General features: G+C 42.2%; 13 protein-coding genes. 5 read left to right on the top strand and 8 right to left on the bottom strand.

The window, feature by feature from the left end; genetic code table 11:
• Positions 1–114: 114 nt before the first annotated feature.
• Complete coding sequence (locus tag ACSLBF_RS21200) at positions 115–1,056, top strand: class I SAM-dependent methyltransferase (protein ID WP_440056628.1); 942 nt, start codon at positions 115–117, stop codon at positions 1,054–1,056.
• Positions 1,057–1,066: 10 nt separating this feature from the next.
• Here the strand turns inward: ACSLBF_RS21200 and ACSLBF_RS21195 are convergent, their stop codons facing one another.
• Both ACSLBF_RS21195 and ACSLBF_RS21190 read right to left on the bottom strand, forming a co-directional pair.
• On the bottom strand, positions 1,067–1,804 hold the full coding sequence (locus ACSLBF_RS21195; RefSeq protein ID WP_440056627.1) for an alpha/beta hydrolase: 738 nt from the start codon (positions 1,802–1,804) through the stop codon (positions 1,067–1,069).
• Between the two features lie 89 nt (positions 1,805–1,893).
• A complete protein-coding gene (locus ACSLBF_RS21190; protein WP_440056626.1) occupies positions 1,894–4,476 on the bottom strand; it encodes a M1 family metallopeptidase in 2,583 nt (860 codons plus the stop codon).
• A 205-nt stretch (positions 4,477–4,681) separates the two neighbouring features.
• On the opposite strand from ACSLBF_RS21190, the gene ACSLBF_RS21185 reads away from it, so the two are divergent.
• Both ACSLBF_RS21185 and ACSLBF_RS21180 read left to right on the top strand, forming a co-directional pair.
• On the top strand, positions 4,682–5,149 hold the full coding sequence (locus ACSLBF_RS21185) for a hypothetical protein (RefSeq protein WP_440056625.1): 468 nt from the start codon (positions 4,682–4,684) through the stop codon (positions 5,147–5,149).
• 176 nt (positions 5,150–5,325) lie between these two features.
• Entirely contained in the window at positions 5,326–7,029 is a 1,704-nt protein-coding gene (locus ACSLBF_RS21180) for an alkaline phosphatase D family protein (protein WP_440056624.1), read from the top strand.
• Between the two features lie 104 nt (positions 7,030–7,133).
• Here ACSLBF_RS21180 and ACSLBF_RS21175 read toward each other — a convergent pair whose 3' ends face one another.
• From ACSLBF_RS21175 to ACSLBF_RS21165, 3 genes are all read right to left on the bottom strand, one after another.
• Complete coding sequence (locus ACSLBF_RS21175) at positions 7,134–9,905, bottom strand: M16 family metallopeptidase (RefSeq protein WP_440056623.1); 2,772 nt, start codon at positions 9,903–9,905, stop codon at positions 7,134–7,136.
• Between the two features lie 136 nt (positions 9,906–10,041).
• Entirely contained in the window at positions 10,042–11,241 is a 1,200-nt protein-coding gene (locus tag ACSLBF_RS21170) for a hypothetical protein (RefSeq protein ID WP_440056622.1), read from the bottom strand.
• Between the two features lie 82 nt (positions 11,242–11,323).
• Positions 11,324–12,955: a trypsin-like serine protease gene (locus ACSLBF_RS21165; RefSeq protein WP_440056621.1), complete on the bottom strand. Its 1,632-nt coding sequence runs from the start codon at positions 12,953–12,955 to the stop codon at positions 11,324–11,326.
• A 494-nt stretch (positions 12,956–13,449) separates the two neighbouring features.
• Here ACSLBF_RS21165 and ACSLBF_RS21160 point away from each other — a divergent pair, with 494 nt between their 5' ends.
• Together ACSLBF_RS21160 and ACSLBF_RS21155 are read left to right on the top strand one after the other, a co-directional pair.
• Complete coding sequence (locus ACSLBF_RS21160) at positions 13,450–14,136, top strand: DUF4336 domain-containing protein (RefSeq protein ID WP_440057049.1); 687 nt, start codon at positions 13,450–13,452, stop codon at positions 14,134–14,136.
• A 238-nt stretch (positions 14,137–14,374) separates the two neighbouring features.
• Positions 14,375–15,385, top strand: coding sequence for an L-threonylcarbamoyladenylate synthase (locus ACSLBF_RS21155; protein WP_440056620.1), 1,011 nt, complete (start codon positions 14,375–14,377; stop codon positions 15,383–15,385).
• Positions 15,386–15,588: 203 nt separating this feature from the next.
• Here ACSLBF_RS21155 and ACSLBF_RS21150 read toward each other — a convergent pair whose 3' ends face one another.
• Genes ACSLBF_RS21150 through ACSLBF_RS21140 form a run of 3 tightly spaced genes read right to left on the bottom strand, consistent with a single transcriptional unit; the run spans position 15,589 to position 17,377 of the window.
• Positions 15,589–16,083: a GNAT family N-acetyltransferase gene (locus ACSLBF_RS21150; RefSeq protein ID WP_440056619.1), complete on the bottom strand. Its 495-nt coding sequence runs from the start codon at positions 16,081–16,083 to the stop codon at positions 15,589–15,591.
• Positions 16,084–16,092: 9 nt separating this feature from the next.
• Positions 16,093–16,659: a TetR/AcrR family transcriptional regulator gene (locus ACSLBF_RS21145; RefSeq protein ID WP_440056618.1), complete on the bottom strand. Its 567-nt coding sequence runs from the start codon at positions 16,657–16,659 to the stop codon at positions 16,093–16,095.
• A gap of 49 nt (positions 16,660–16,708) precedes the next feature.
• Positions 16,709–17,377, bottom strand: coding sequence for an alpha/beta hydrolase (locus ACSLBF_RS21140; protein ID WP_440056617.1), 669 nt, complete (start codon positions 17,375–17,377; stop codon positions 16,709–16,711).
• Between the last annotated feature and the right edge of the window lie 251 nt (positions 17,378–17,628).

The following is a 17,628-nucleotide window of genomic DNA, read 5'->3' as shown; positions in this document are numbered from 1 at the left end:
TCACACGACTGAAACTTCTTATTAAGATAAACTTAGAATTAATCATACTCTGATTTGCATTAGAGCCACTTTAGCCAGTAAACTGCCCGCCTTTACACAAACCTGATTATTGCTATGACCGTTTTACCTGCTGTTTCTGACCTTATTTCATTGCTAGTCAACGATGAGCCATTGCCTAACGAATTAAGACGACTCTTTCATGGCCGAGGGCGCTGTCATAAGGGGTTGGAGCAAGTTACGGTAGATTGGCTACAAGGTCATTTACTAGTAAGCCTATTTAAAGAACATGATCCCGAATTCTTGCAGGCGTTACATGCCGCTTTGCTCACATTGCCGTCCACCAAAAGGTTTGACGGTAAAGTACAGTCGATAGCTATTCAACATCGCTATCAAAGAGATGCGGAACTTGAAGTCATTTATGGGGAGCTTGATCCAAAACCTACGGTTGAAGAAAGTGGGCTTAAATTTGGCCTGTCGCTGGGTGCTAGGCAAAACATTGGGTTGTTTTTAGATATGCGTTTTGGTCGTGATTGGGTACGAGAGCATGCTTTGCATAAACGGGTACTAAATCTCTTCTCCTATACCTGTGGCTTTTCGGTGGCTGCGGTTGCTGGTGGCGCTGATAAAGTTGTAAATTTAGATATGGCAAAAGCGGCTTTAAGTCAGGGAAGAACCAATCACAAATTAAATGGTCATGACCTTTCTTCGGTCAGCTTCTTAGCTCACGATTTATTTAAATCTTGGGGAAAAGTACGAAAATTCGGACCTTATGATTTGGTGATCATCGATCCTCCCAGCTTTCAAAAAGGCAGTTTTGCGTTGACCAAAGACTACCAAAGAATTCTCAGGCGCTTACCTGAACTACTGACCGAAAACGCCAAGGTGTTAGCTTGTGTAAACTCTCCAGATGTGACGAGCCAGTTCTTAATAGATGAAATGGCGCGAGAAGCTCCCGCATTACATTTTGTTGAAAGGTTAGATAACCCGCCAGAGTTTGCAGACATTGATGTGGAAAGCGGTTTGAAGTGTCTGGTTTTTTCAAACCAGACAAAATAGCGGTTAGCAATTATCCCGCTCGCTGAGAGCAGCCTTGATTATCAATAAATTTTTCCAGCTGTTCGATAATGGCCGTGGTTAGCCACGCCGGGCCATAATCAGACATATCATTGTGTTTGGCGTTGTCAACCTTGACCACGCAATGGCTTTTATCTAGCTCATTAGCTTGGTAGAGAACGCCAGGATCTGCCGGATAATCACTGGCACGAATAGACAACACTTGAATATTCTTGTCTCTTGGTAATGGCACTCGGCGGTGATCTAATGTGACCAGTTGGGTCGCAAATGTTGCGCCGTGATTGATAAGCCAAGACGAAATATCCCCGCCATTGGAATGGCCAATCAACATTACTTGATCGAAGTTATAATTTGGCATCGCTGATTTTAGTGTACGTTGCACAAAACTTAATGTGTCAGCACCGCGTTGCCAATTCTCCGCCCGTGTTTCATAGAGGTTGCCACTGACTGACAACGGTGGATCATTTGGTAATTCGTGTCTCACGGCCACAACTAAATACCCTTGTTGGGTTAAATAGTCAGCAATAAACGTATATTTTTCGTGGCTTACACCGTATCCTGCGCTGAGTAAAGCCACCGAACAAGGCGTTTTGGTCTTACATCGGCTGGTGTCTTTTGGAAAATACTTTTTAATTGGAATCACTCGGTTTCTGCTGCTGTCAGTGATACTTTCTGCATGACCTAACAACGGTACAACAAGTAATACGGCAAAGAACATTAGTCTGTACAAGGAAATCTCCGTCTATGTGATAAGCATAAAAAAGTGGCGCGTAACCTAACAGCGCCACAATTGGTTGGTAATCTTGAAGCCTAATCAGATTACAATTGTTTTAAGAATTCATTAACAGAAGCGAGTTCTCGGTTTTTCAAATTAAGACAAGTTGTAACGCTTTCTTCCACTTTATCAATGGTTACAGACATGCCATCTACTTCTTTAGCCTTCTCTGCAAAGATTGACTTCATCGTGTTAAGTTCCGCTTTTTCACATTGCGTGAAGTAAAGGCCGGGTAACATTGGCTGTAAGAATGGCGGAAGTTTGGTAAGTACCGCATCCATGTTTTCTAATAGCCACTTGCGGAATAACGCTCTGCGTTCCTCGTCTTGACCAAAACCACCGACAATATAACGAGTATCTGAAGCTGTGATTTTGTCACTCAATAAGTAATCAGCAACCTGCTTTTGCAAATCACCACCAAATAGTCCCATAGCGCTAAGTAGTGCTGTACGTTGGGCTGGGTTTTTAGTTGCCTCGAAGGTACTTTGATATTTTGCCAATAAGTCGGCGTCACCATAATAAGCGGCAATAGAGACGAACATGCTTGCTAAGAAAGGATCTACCTTTGAAGGCTCCTTAAGGTAGATCTTTGCTTGCTCACTTGCGTGTTTGATGATCTCTGCATTATCAGTTTCTATTGCTAGCACCCAAAGTAGCGTTGTTCTTAGTTCTGAAATAGCTGCCGGTTCACCTGCTTTTGCGGTTAGGCCATACTGTTTATAGGCTGGTTCAACATAGGTGGTAAACAGTTTTTTCCAAAGGGCTTTGTTTGAATCGTCTTCGAAGCTTTTCTTTTGCGCTACAAGCGTAGCTAATGCCTTTTTAGCGACTACTGGGTTCGCGTCATCAACAAAGCGCGCCATTATGGTCATCATTTCTTTGGCGTTGATTTTACCAGCGTCCATTAGCTCGGTAGTACCCGCAAGTAAATTAAGTCTCTCTCTGACGTTTAACACTTTAGGGGCATTGTCTAGTAACGCAGCCAGAGATTGACTATCTAACTTCCAACGATAATAACCTAACGTATCTGCGTCTGGATAAATCCACTCAGGTTCAAAGTCGAGCTTGATCGATTTTGATTTATTAGATAACAGGATTGACTTTGTTACTACTTTGTCACCACGACCATATTTAATTGTCATCGGCACATGCCAAGATTGCTCAGGTGCTGTTTGGCCTTCAATGATAAAGCGTTGCTGAGAGATCGTAAGGTTTTTACCTTGACTATTGACGGTCAATAGTGGGAAAGACGATTGGCTCATAAAAGAGCTCAGTACGCTCTCTACGTCTTTACCTGAGACTGCTCCAAGCTCACGCCACAGATCAGCAGCTTCCGCGTTTTTATATGAGTATTTACGAATATAGTTACGCATACCTTGGCGGAAAACGTCTTCACCTAGCCAGTTTTCAACCATGTTTAACACAGCGCTGCCTTTATCGTACGCGAGTCTTAAGCCATTCATAATGTCGGCTTCGGTATTAATCGTACGTCTGACAGGCAGTGTTGACACTTTCGCATCCGTATACATTGCTTTGTTTTGTGGCAAATCTAAATGTGTTTCAAGCTCAGGATAAAGCTGCTTGGTAATTTTTGCCGCCATCCAAGTGGCAAAAGCTTCGTTTAGCCACAAATCATTCCACCACTTCATGGTGACTAAGTTGCCATACCATTGGTGTGCAAGTTCGTGAGCGATTACATTGACGTGATACACCTTTTTGTTACGAGAAGACGCTTCAGGATCGATCAACAGAATATCTTCACGATAGGTGACTAATCCCGCATTTTCCATCGCGCCAAATGGGAACTCAGGAACAGCAACCTGATCTAGCTTTGAATATACATAAGGGAGGTCAAAGTAGTCTTCTAATGCTTTAAGGATTTTTGGCGTTTCCTTAATACTTGAAGCACTAACGCTACTTTTTCCTTCTGGTGTGATCACATTGCCTGGAACTGACATACCAGACACTGGGCTTACTTCAAATGGGCCAACTGACATTGCAATCAGGTAAGAGGGAAGTGGTAACGTTTTCTCGAAATAGTGTGTTGTATTACCATTGCTTTTTTCAGTTTTTATAACCTGAGTATTAGCAAACACTTTTTGTGAGTCAGGTGCGGTAATCGTTAGCTGAAATGGGATTTTATATTCAGGTTCATCGAAGACTGGGAATGCGCGTCGTGCATCACTCATTTGGAACTGAGTGAATAGGTAAGGTGTGCCGCGGTCCACGGTCTTGTATAGGCCCACACTTTGACGGTTGTATGGCGCGTTAAAGTCTACGGTTAATTTATACTTACCTGGTGCAAGCGTTTGTTCACAGCTCAGAATCACTTTACCCGTTTTAAGCATTTCGTTTGCTAAATCACATGATTGTTCGCCAACCAGTTTTGCAAATTCTATGGCATAGTCAAGGCCATTAATTTCAATGGTTTTTGTTGGTTTTAACACTTCTAAGTGAATGATGCTTTGACCGTCAAATCGCTCTTTACTCGGATCTAAGTTTAATTTTACATGGTGTTCTGTTGGCTTTGCGACTTTCGCAAGACGGTGTAGTTTGGATTCTGAAGCTGAAGAAGCCGCAGAAAGTGACAGCAATATCGCTGCACTGATCAATGATTTAGTAAACATAAAATGCCCTTGTTGTTATTGTTAACTAAGCAACGATTCACTTCAGCCCTGTATTTTGAAGTGTCGATGCAGGTCCATAGAGTCTGTTGCGCTATAATACACTTTCAGGTACACATGGTGTATGTGCAAGTGTAACAAAGTTTGTAGTTTAAATGCTTTCACACGTAAGATTAGATAAACAATAACGAACAAAAAGGAAAGAGATATGACATTATCAAAAAAGTCCAAACGGTGTTTTGGTGTTGTGTTTTTGCTAATAATATTGTCCATGTTTGGCTACACGCAAACCGGACATTATCAGTCTCAAGAATTGCTTGGTTTCGTTAATATACTACTCATATCTGCTGTTTTGCTAATCAAGGCGGTTGAGTGGCTGACAGGATATCGAATTACGCCTGAAGATAGATACACCCAGTCTCACCCAAAAGTACAAAATCCAGTTGAGCAGGTGGTGTTTAGTGATACATATATGAGTGTCAATGACGCTAAGTTTCCGCTTTCCAAAGTACGTAAAATCGCATTGGAAGTAGTAGGTAAAGAAGCCTATTTTTCAATGCCGTATAATCAAATATCAGTAGGTGTTATCCCAAGCTTTCGGTTTGATGCAAAGCAGTTGGAAGCTTTTAAAGCACACTTAACAAGTCACATCAGTCACGTCAGTTTTATCAAGTAGAACTTAGGCAGCCACTGTTGGCTGTCTTTCATTTTCATGGTTATTTCAAGCGATAGAATAACATACTTCCCAGTGACATAAATTGTAAACGAATCTTTAATACTCAATAACTACACTCTGTCCCCTAAATGGAGAGTGGTCATGGATGAAAGGCGTGTAAGTTATTGAGGAAATTAATGAAAAAGTTGTTATTTTTGTCTTCCTTTGGTGTATTGAGCCAAATGGCAGTCGCAGAACCTGAAGTACATTATGATGCGTGTAAAAATAATTTCAGCTATTTAGGTGCTGATTATCAAGGTACTACTGATAAAAATAATGCGGGCTCGCAATGGTGTTATCTGAAACAAAGTGTTGAAGGTGCAACTTGGGGACATGTCCGTACAGAAACTATCCCTGAGTTTAAAACAGTCACTGGTAAAGTGTGTAAAGCCCCTTCTGATTATCAAGGTGAAAAGTTCTATGGATGCAGTTCTCGCAACCACACAGCTCCGTGGTGTTATGTGGAAGATGATAGCTGGGAAGAGTGCCAAGTTACACAGCAAGAGCCTGTGCTCGCGCATACATTACCACAACAAAGTAAACGTTTGGATCGTGTAGCGTTGGGATCATGCTTTAAACCCAAAGGGGATATGCCAGAAGCCTTGGCTAAATTGATTTCTCAACAGCCAGATCTGTTTTTATGGCTTGGGGATAACATTTATGCTGACACTACCGATATGGCATTAATGCGTCAGAAGTACGACGACAAAAAAAGAAACAGCGATTATAAAAAGTTTCTTGAAGCGAAGATCCCTGTCATGGCCACTTGGGATGATCACGATTATGGCTGGAACAATGATGGTAAGCACTATCCGGCACGAGTAGAAAGCCAGAAAGAGTTCTTAAGGCACTTTGATGCACCTAAAGATGATCCGAGACTGAACGGTCAAGCTGGGATCTACGAAGCGAAAATGATGGGTCCTGAAGGTGAACGTACCCATGTTATTACACTTGATGCGCGCTATTTCCGTTCACCAACATTTGAAAAATATGGCAAGTGTGAGGGAGACAGTAGCACGGTATTGGGCGAAGCGCAGTGGAAGTGGTTGGAGCAAGAGCTACAAAAGTCGTCTGAAGTAAAATTGATCGCCAGTGGTATTCAGGTACTTCCGCCACTAAATCAAGGTCGTAGTCGCTCAGAGTATTGTGCTTATGGTGATGGTAAGCAATTTGAACAAGTTATTAGTGAACTTGATGAGTCTGAAATGTCAGGTACGGGATATGAGTCTTGGGCAGAGATCCCCTCTGAGCGTGCCAAACTATTAAGATTGGTTCAGCAGTCAATCAATAATGGCAAAACCAAGGCCGTGATTTTCATGTCTGGTGATCAACATTGGGGTGAGTTGCTACAAAAAACGGTGCCTGAGAGCGAAAAGTATGGAGCTGAGGTTAATGTCTATGAAGTGACAGCTTCTGGATTTGGTCAAAATTGGCCATATGATATTGAGAATCCGCTGCGTTTACCCATCTATGCAGACACCAAAGGTGATGGCAACTATACCAAGCAGTGTAAGCTACCGTTCAAATATTTGGGGGAAACTTACGACAGTTGTATCACTCGTGATAATGATAAGCCGTGGTGTTACACCGACGTAGACAGTAATAACGCAGGTATCGCTGGAGAGTGGGGCAATTGTGCACCAAGCGGTGCGACAATTCCAACAGGCAGAGTGGGCGTCGTGAGTGAAAATATTGCTGAACTAAGTACATCAGATCGTCACATTATCAATCAGTCAGGCAGTAATTATGGCTTGGTGGATATTGATTGGAAAAAACGCGAAATTAAAATGTCTATTGAAACTGCGGATGAAGAAGCGGTCTCGACCATTATCTATTTCTAGTATTCAGTAGGTTAGTTTTTCTTGGTCAGCATATTTTGTTATTAAAAAAGCCACCGAATTCGGTGGCTTTGTTTTAGTACAAGAACTAATTGGACAAATTAGCTTTAAAGGTAAGTGATTTCACCTAAATTCAACGCTTCAAGTTCAGCTTGGATTTTCGCTTTGTCACCGACGATAACCCAAGTTAACTTGTTGGTATCAATCAGCTTATTAGCTTCATCTTTTACTTGATCAAGCGTCACTTGCTGTACGTTTTGACCGTAGCTTTCCAAGTCTTTAATCGTTTTACCATCGTTGTAAGCACCTACTAGTGCAGATAGTAGTGAACGTTGCTTCTCGTAAGCACCAGGAAGTTTAGCTACCTTGTTAGAGATAATCTTTGCTAATTCATCACTGGTTGCAGGTTTGTCACCTGTGTATGCAGAAAGCTCTTTTAAGATTTCAGCAACTGACTCTTTAGTCTTGTCGGTTTGTACTGGCGCAAACACTAAAAATGGTGCTTGGCCTTCTGTTGTCATTACAGAAGAGAATACACCGTAAGACCAGCCTTTATCTTCACGTAAGTTCATATTTAAACGAGAAGTAAATGTACCACCTACGATTGAGTTCATTACATCCAGCTCAATGTCTTGATGCTTTTCTAGTTCACCTTTGGTTTTGCCAAGTAAACCAGCAACGATAAGTGATTGTGGTGAATCAGGTTTATCAACAACAAATACACGAGGCTTGTTTGGTACTGCGACTTTGCTTAACGCTTTGCTAGGTTTCGCACTGCTTGGAGCCTTCCACGATGAAAGGGTATCTTCAAGCGAAGCCGTTAACGTCTTCATGTCAATGTCACCGACAACATATAGGCGAGCATTGTCTGGGCGTAGCCATGTGTTCTTAAATGCAACCAAATCTTCGCGAGTTAGCGATGTTACGCTTTCTTCCGTACCTGAACCTGTTAGTGGTTGGCCATATGCATGGTTTTCACCGTAGAGCAGCGGTGGCAAAATACGTAATGCGTTACTTCTTGGGCGAGATTTTTCTTTTTGGATGTTATCAAGCGTTAGTGTTCTTACGCGCTCAAGGTCGTCGTTACTAAACGCTGGGTTTTGTAACACATCTGCAAATAACGCCAAACTCTCTTGCCATTTTATTGAAAGCGCACTCATCGCCAGCGTTGAATAATCAAGTTGCGAATAACCATAAATACTCGCACCAAGTTGTTCTTGCTTGGCGGCTAACTCAAGACTAGAAAGAGACTGGGTACTTTCTGTGAGCATATCCATCGTGAAACTTGCAGTACCTGACTTTTTACCAAAATCAGCAGCAGCACCCGCATCAAAGCTAAGTGATAAGTTAACCATTGGGGTATCAGTACGCTGTGCAAGCACTACTTCAAGACCATTACTTAGCGTTGCGGTTTGTACTTCTGGTAAGTCTAGTTTAGGTAACTCTTTAACTTCAGGAAGTTGGCTACGATCTGCGCCTTTCTCTGCAGATGAATATTGAGCGAATGGTTCAACATTAATGACCAATGCACCATCGGTTAACCAACGCTTACCCGCTTCTTTAATTTGCTTAGGCGTTGCGCCATTTTGAATTTCAAATGAACGCTTATAGTAAGTAGGGTCATCATGGTATAGCTGGCCTCTAGCTAGTAAATCAGATTTACCACCGAAACCGCCAACACCTTCAACTTGCTTAACAAAGCCTGCCGCTCGACTGAATTTAGCGCGATATAATTCGTCTTTAGTTGGGCCATCAGCTAGCAGTTTATTCAGTTCTTCGTCAATGATATTTTCAAGCTTATCTAGATTATGACCTGGTAACGCGTCAGCCATGATTACCACTTGACCAGCTAACGTCCGAGAGTAGTTATAACCAATCACATTTGAAGCAACTTTGTCTTCGTGAACCATACGCTTGTACAAGCGGCTATTTTTGCCATCAGCTAGGACCGAAACAAGTAGATCAAGGTACTCATTATCTAAACTGCCAAGCTCTGCGGTATTCCACGATTTAACCACGCGAGCCGCTGGTACTCTGTCTTGTAACGTAATACGTTTTTCACCAGTGCGTTTTGCAACCCAGCTATCAAGTTGCGCGATAGGTTTACCTGGCTTGATATCGCCAAAGTACTTCTGTGCTTTTTCTTTTGCTGTTGCTAGATCGATATCACCTGCAAGGATCAAAATCGCGTTATTTGGGCCGTAGTAATCTTTAAACCACTGATGCACGTCTTCTAGTGAAGCCGCATTAAGGTCTTCCATTGAGCCGATCACACTCCAAGAGTAAGGGTGCCCTTTAGGGAAAGACTGCTCAGACATGACATTCCACATGGTGCCATACGGCTGGCTTTCACCTTGACGTTTTTCATTTTGTACAACGCCTCGTTGCTCATCCAGTTTTTCTTGAGTAATCGCGCCAAGTAAGTGACCCATTCGGTCTGATTCCATCCACAACGCCATATCTAGAGCTGAGGTTGGCACGTTTTGGAAGTAGTTGGTTCGGTCGCTGTTTGTCGTACCGTTCATTTCGGTCGCACCAGCGCGTTCAAATGGGCCAAAGTATTCATCGTTGTAGTTTTCACTACCATTGAACATTAAGTGCTCAAACAAGTGAGCAAAACCGGTTTTGCCCAACTTTTCATTTTTCGAACCTACGTTATACCAGATATTTACCGCGACAATGGGGGCTTTTTTATCGGTGTGCACAATGACTTTTAAGCCATTATCAAGAGTAAACGAGTCGTAGTTAATATCGACACTTGGAAAGTTTTGTTGTTGAACGGCAGTGTTATTTGTATTACTTGTTGTGGCAGTAGCGCTACAACCTGATAGCGCAAGTGTTACTGCAACGGCTAATGCATTCAATGTAAGTTTATTCATTATAATTGTTCCTTTAAACGGTGCGTCTGGAGAGTATCACAAGTTGTTTTATCCTGACAAAAAGATAGGTCTCTTTTTGTCAAACAAGGGGTGTCTGAAGCTCCTCTAATTTAACCTATATTCCTATCTTAGAGTTCTATTCATGCTCAAAATAAATTCGGTAAGTGCTTGACCAAATTGGAAACTCGACTTCCAAAAGGTAACAGCTGTAGTCTTCTGTATTTAGACCCGCATAGCGAAATAAATAATTTAGCTTTTCGCTGTAACTCGGGGAGTTTAGGAGTAAGTGTGGTCTGGCATTAAGATCGATTAGTCTGAGTTCTGGAAATTCTGGTAAGCGCTCAGTCCACATGTCTGTCGCGCTGAGTTTGCCTTCTTCAACTTTTTGGTTGCCGTGATAGCATCCTACATTTACGGTACTTTTTCTATCCAGCTCTTTTTCAATTAACACTAGCAGGAATAATTTTTTAGCAGGGTTTTTAATCGAAATACTTGTCGAGCTACATTTACTGTCATGGGTTAATGGGTCAACGAGTTCATCTGGATTATTAAAAATAAACGTCGCGTCAAACTCTGGCGCGTCTTTAATTGGGTCAAAAACGAGTCCTGAATTGCTGGGAGAATAACTTGCAAATGCTTCTGTGAGCCCAGGAGTAGAAAGTTCTTTCGCTACTCCGATACTAAAGACATCGGTACTTACTCTGCTGTCGGCAGTGATATTTTGCAAGCCTTCAAAACTCTCGGTGTGCGGATGAGTATAAAACTGTACAAATGGCGGTGCACCAGTGCCTCGTTTAATTCCAGTCTTGCTGATCAAAGCAATTTCTTGCAAAAAGCCCGGGCGATATTGATTTCTTCTTAAAATATACGCACTAAATATGTCTTCCATACTGAAACCTAGCAGCGACTTAGCTGCGTAATAAAGCTGTGCTCTTTTGTCCTTACTGGACAGCTCGGTTTCTTCCGAATCTTTGCTTTCTAATAAACGTTTAAGCTCAGCGTGGCTTCGTGCATATTGTGGAATAACTTTGGCGAATAATTCAGGTATTTGTTGCCACTGAAGGTACAGTTCATTTGATAAATGGGGCTGTAATTGTTCCCCTAGGTCGATAAGTGCCTGATGACCAGGAAGGTGATATAGGACTTGTTCGCCTTGTTTTGATTTATAGGCGTTAAACAAGCGTTGGCTGTTTGAGCGGTGACACCCAACATATCGGGCAAATCCGCCAATGCTATAAGCAGTTTGAGGAAGTGAGCGCATCACAGCTGTTAATGTTTTCTTGATACGCTCACCGATACGGCGTAATTCACTATGCTCTTGTTGACTCAGTCCCATTCCACTGTTTTCCTGATGATAAAGAAGCATATAGATTAACTGGGACTGAGATTAAAAGCTAATAGTGATAACTACTAAAGGCTTAGTTACAAGTACTTACTGCCTGCCAAACACCCCAAGGACCAGATTCAGCTGGTGAATCGCCTTGTGTCCACCACTGTGCTTGGTAAACAATACCATTTTGAGACACTTTATCGCCTTGTAAGTAGACTTCAGTTGCTGACCAGCTAGGTGCACAGCCACCAGTTGTACCAACTCTTACAGACTGAGAAGCAGTATTAGTTTGCCCTTTGTCATCAGTCACAGTTAAGCTAATTGTATATGTACCAGCCGCTGCATAAGTGTGACTAGGAGATACCGAAGCGCTTGTTTGACCGTCACCAAAGTTCCACTGATGCTTTACGATTTGACCGTTATCAGTGCTCGAGTTAGTCAATGCAACGCTTAGACCTGATACGGTTGCTGAGAAAGCGGCTACTGGAGCGGGATCATCCGAGCCGTTACAGTCACCAACTTTTTTCCAAACGTTAGAATACTGATCAGGTCTTGCGCCTGTTGACCACCAGGTAGCTTCATAAACAGAACCTTGGAATGAAACTTTGTCACCAAGCGCATAGTTGACGCTTGCATCCCATGCTGGTGCACATGTTGGTGGTTGGCCAATTTTAACCGAGCTTGATGTGGTATCAGTTTGGCCTTTGGTATCAGTTACCGTCAGAGTTACTGTATACGTGCCATCAGTTTGATAGGTGTGACTAGGATTCGCCTGAGTAGAAGTTGAACCATCACCAAAGTTCCAAGAGCGAGAATCTACGCCTTTGTCATCAGTTGATTTATCTGTAAATTGAACAGATTGACCAGAAATGCTGTAGGTGAAATCCGCTACAGGCTTGTTATCAGTACCACCGCCGTTTGGAGGTGTTACACCTGTTTTTTGTTCAATCCAATCTAGGTAGCTTGTGGTACGCGTAAATGCAGTCGCACCGCTACAAGCAATTCCCCAACTAACGGTACCGATACTGTAGAAATCGCTACCCACTCGCACTGCAAATGGACCACCGCTGTCGCCGTTACAGGCAGATGTACCATTAGGCCCACCACCACAAATAACTGAATTTGGTATGTTAGCTCTTAGTTGGCTGCTACAGCTTGAGTTCGAGATGACTGGCAGATCCACTTCACGAAGTACATCACTTGGACGACCTCGGTTTGAAGTTAAACCCCAGCCTGAAACAGTAACGTCAGCGCCAACGCCTGCATACTGATTGGCAATTGCTGTGGTCGGTAGTTTTGCTGGAGCATATTGGCTTGACGCTGGTGAGGCTAAGCGTAATACGGCAATATCGTAACCTGACTGAATACCGTTTGAACCACGCCAGTATTCGTGGCTAATAATCTGAGATACTCTTAACGTTTCTCCATCACCACGGCTTAATGAATGAGCCCCAACACGTACAGTGAGGCTTGAAGTAGAGGCACTGTCCAAACAGTGTGCGGCTGTTAAAACCCAATTTGGACTAATCAGTGTACCACCACAGCCTTGGCGGCCATTCATCAAAAGTGCAACCTGGTATGGTCTTGAATATGCAGGGGTTTCTACGCCGCCGACAATATTAGGCTTTAGCTCCGGTTGTTCGATATCAAGTTGGCTACTAGCCAACGCAGAGGTAGCTGCGCTCGAAAGCATCGCAGCTGTAATTAGTGCTAATTTCATGTTGTATCCTTAAAGTGAGTTATTGCTCAAAGTCCATCTAGAATTAATCTGAGATACGGTGTGAAATCAACCTTTGGGGTGAAAAAAGATACTGGTTGGACCTCTTTGTTTGTGATCTGTTCCTATTTCATAACCTTTAATTATTATGCACTTAGCTGTAATAATATTTTTACAGTTGGGTTGTTTTTTATTTGTGAGGTTTTTTTGTTTTTGAGTGCTTTTGTTAATTTTGTGGATTTTTTATGTTTCATTTTGGTGGGTTTGAAATATCTTATTTGAAATTTTTGATGTTTTTATTACGAAAACTGGCATTATTCCAATAAAGTAGATTGTTCTGTTTTTGGGGATTTCCCGTTTTATATAACAGTTTTTGGTGTGTTTGATTGATGATATTGACAATTATTCAAGTTCGTTTAACGCAAATTAGGGACTAAAAAGTGGGTTAAGTGCTATTTTAGGTACGTACTGTGATCGGTTTTAGACAAGGAAAAGTGATGAACAAAGTGGCTGAAGATATTTGGGTTGTAGAGGGGGAAGTGGTGTCGTTTTGTAAGATGCCTTATGCCACCAGGATGACGATAGTGCGATTACAAAACGGTGAATTATTTATCCACAGTCCCATAAGACTATCCCGAGAATTACAGTTGAAATTACTCGAGTTAGGCGAAGTTAAATACCTAATTGCGCCAAATCATCTGCATCATTTATTCATTAGCGACTGGCTCGACGCCTACCCTGAAGCGCAAAGTTATGGCACTCAAGAAGTCATTAATAAACGCAAAGATTTGCGGTTTAACGGTTCTTTTAATCTAAACCGAAAGTGGCCATGGGAAGCCGAGCTTTCGCAAGAACTTTTTACCGGTTCTTTTTCAATGCAAGAGTGTGTTTTCTTTCATCCAGCTTCCAAAGTGCTGATTTTGACTGATTTAATCGAGAACTTCTCGGGACAAGAGTTTAACTGGTGGCAAAAGCTAGTCGCTCAGTTTATCGGCATTTTGGCACCCAACGGTAAAACGCCTTTAGATTGGCGGTTAACCTTTATGTTTAATAAGGAAACTGCGCGTCAACATGCGCAAAAGATAATGGCTTGGCAACCAGACATCGTCATTATGTCCCATGGCATGATAGTAACTGACAATGCCGGGGGATTCTTAGCACGTGCCTTTAACTGGTTACGTTGATTAGTGAAGTTTAAGCATTTTTCTTATCAAGAATATGGCGTTTCCGTGTTGTTCGGGTAAAATTGCGCGCGTTTTATCTTATTGCCTATGGTTGATTTTTAGTAGCTCAACATCAAAGACCGTTGCTCGCTATTAAAACAGCTCAGGAAATCTAACTGGGAGCATTCATCAGTTAGGTAACGTAATATGGATAAAGCAAAAGTTTACATGCTAATTCGTTAATATCCGTGAGTAATTCATGCACAAAATCTTATCAACATCATTATTGCAAGGCGAACACGCCGTATCTGAAGCCGTCGCTCTGTTAACACAGGGGGAGTGTGTTGGGTTGCCAACTGAAACAGTATACGGTTTGGCAGCTGATGCAAGTAATGATACTGCTGTGAATAAAATATTCGAAGCGAAAGGACGACCTAAAAACCATCCGTTGATAGTGCATATCCCTGACGTTACCCATATCGAGCGTTGGGCAAAGGATATTCCTGAAGCTGCATATTTACTTGCTGCACATTACTGGCCCGGACCACTGACTTTATTGCTTAAAAAAGCTGACCATATCTCCAATGTGGTTACCGGTGGATTAGACACAATAGGCTTGCGCGTACCTGCTCATCCACTATTTTTGCAGGTATTAACGGAGCTAAACGGTGGGCTTGCAGCGCCTTCGGCAAATCGCTACAAGCAATTGAGCCCGACTATCGCAGAGCAGGTGTTGGAAGGGTTGGATGGCCGTATTGCAGCAGTTTTAGAAGGCGGTGCTTGTGAGCATGGATTAGAATCGACCATTATTGATTTACTATCAGCGACGCCTCGCATTTTAAGGGCAGGTCCAATTGCCCAAGCACAACTTGAGAACGTACTTGGCTGTCCAGTTGCAGTGCCGTATGAGCATGTTGAGGTAGTTCCTGGTAATGTTAAAGCTCACTATCAACCAAATACTCCACTTGCAGTTTTGAGTCCCGCAGAGTTACTTACAGAAGTGTACAATGGAAAGATTGCAGATACTCAATACGTGCTGTCTTCAAGCAAGGTGAAAGAGCAGGTTATGCAAGCTGCTATCTCTGACAAGCAGTGGCGATTTTTAGGGGAAGATGCGGCGACATACGGAAGTAAGTTATACGTTACTTTATATGAATTAGATAAACTGCATGCAAAAAGAATTGTGGTTGAACAACCACCAGTCACTGAGCAGTGGCGAGCAGTCAATGATCGCCTGTCTCGTGCTGCAAGCAGCACAACTGATGGTTAACGCTGTTATTTAACCTCAGCTGCGCATAAGCAAATTTGCCTAATAAAGCTATTTTGCACACACTCTTCGTTGTTTTTGCGAGGTAATAGCTGGCTATTACCTCGCAAAAACACCTTGATATTGAGCGAAATACCATCATTGGATGTTAAAAACTAAGTGCCATCTCAATTTTGGATTACCAAAACCCTGATACGCAGCTGAGGTTATTTAGGAAAATAGGTATAGATATTCCGCTTAGCAATCGAGTTATTCATGCTGGTGGTGTAAGTCGCCACCAACTCAAAGCCAGACTTTTGAAACAGATGATTGACCGCTCCTGCATCTTCTCGACAGCGTGTGTGGATTGGCTGGGATGCTTTAGCTAACGTGTCTGCAAGTAATATCTTTCCTAAGCCTTTGCCTCGGATCTGGCCATCAACCATAAAGTTGGAAATATACAGCCCAGTGTGCAAGTTAAACTGATCTCTGTCTTTGAAATGCTCAATTGGTGTTACGGATAAACTGGCGATAATATTTTTGCCAGATTCATCAATAAGAATGCGCACTTCCCCTTCCGTAATTTCTTTTTTCATTAATGCAGTGATTGTATTTCGGTCAATCACTTCGTTCCTTGGCGGCGCGGAAAAGGTATTGATATAAAGTGTCGTTAGCTGTTCAATTTGATCATTATCGATGTGGGAGAGTAATATTACCGACATAAGGCTTCCTTAGTCTGAGGTATTTGCGGTTTGATATGAGTTTAAAATATGCGTAATTTGTCTGGTAAAAATATCACTGGCATTGTCACTCAGTACGGTGTTTTTGGCAACGGCATGTCCTAAATAGAGACTATACAAGTGATAAGCTAAATCTTGGGGATCTATGTCACGGGTTAGTTGTTTTGCTTCAATGCACAAGCTTATCTTGTGTTTGATATAAGCAAACAAACGATTGTGTTGCTCTGTTACCTTTTCCCTAATGGGGCTTTCTAGATGACAATTAAACTCAACCAAAGCTTTAACAAACGGGCAGCTCATATGTGCTTCGTTGTATTTTTCTTGGGTCCACTCAGCCCAAATAGTAAATAGCTTTTTTAGTTGCACTAGCGGATCAGGATCACGTGCGGGCTCAACGACATGCTCAAAAAACTGGGCTTCACAGTAATCAAGTATCGCCATTTGCATGTCTTCTTTATTTTCAAAATGGGAAATAAGGCCGGTGCGCGATAAACTGCATCGTTTAGCCATATTTCCAATAGTGACTTCGGCAAGACCATATTGACTGGCAAATTTCATGCCCTGTTCCAAAATTGCTTGTCTTGTTCTTTCGCCTTTGTTCATCTATCTATGACACTAGTTTGGTGATGTGCTTGATTACCGAAGTATCTCCTAAAATGCGGCGATGTCCAAGTCCCGAGGTAGAGAACAGTGGTGTTGAATGCTGTTCGACGAGTAATTGTACGTCAGCAAATGGTGCAAATTTATCTTGCTCATCATGGATAAAATTAGGTTTGAATTTGCTAATAGCTTGTCCGAAACGCGTGTCCAATGCTGGCCATTTAGTATTGTACTTGGCGGTGATCCGCTCTAATACCTGTTTGAGCATCAACTCGGAAATTCCAGACTGCTTTACTCGAGAGAACATTAATTCAAAAAACTGCACAGGCGTTGCAATATTAACGAGTCGTCTACCCATTAAGCGGTAGTCTGGTAAATTCATTATTGCGACAGCGCCCATTGAATGACCTATCAATGCGACAATATCGTGACGTTCATGTTCGAGGCGTTCGATTAACACATCAAGTGCTTCAACAAAGGCCAACAAATGAGCACGTTTTCCAGCAGATAATCCATGACCCACATGGTCGATGGCGACTACACAGTATCCAGAACTGACCAGCTCAGGGATCAAAGCATCAAAGCAACTGCTATTATCTGACCAACCATGGCTAAGTATCACGGTTTTTTTGCCTACCCCAAACACATTAATGTGAACTCGACCTAGTGAAGTCATAATATTTATTTCATTGTTAGGCCTCTTGTAGTTAAAACTATAATTCCTTTTCCCGTGAGGGCTCATCAACAGCAGTTGTCCAAGCCTAGAGGTCACAGATGGCATCGTTCGGCACATGGTGCCAGTTACACTCAGACTAAAACGATTAAGTAGGCCTTCGTTTCCATTATTAAAATAACTAAATTTCATTTTGCACCATAAAAGAACACTTGTACTATTTACAAAATAGTACAAGTGTTCTTTTATGTAAA

This window comes from Pseudoalteromonas sp. T1lg65, assembly GCF_051930985.1.
Lineage (GTDB): Bacteria > Pseudomonadota > Gammaproteobacteria > Enterobacterales > Alteromonadaceae > Pseudoalteromonas.
Note: the sequence above shows the minus strand (reverse complement) of the source record. Positions and strands in the feature narration are given on the sequence as shown.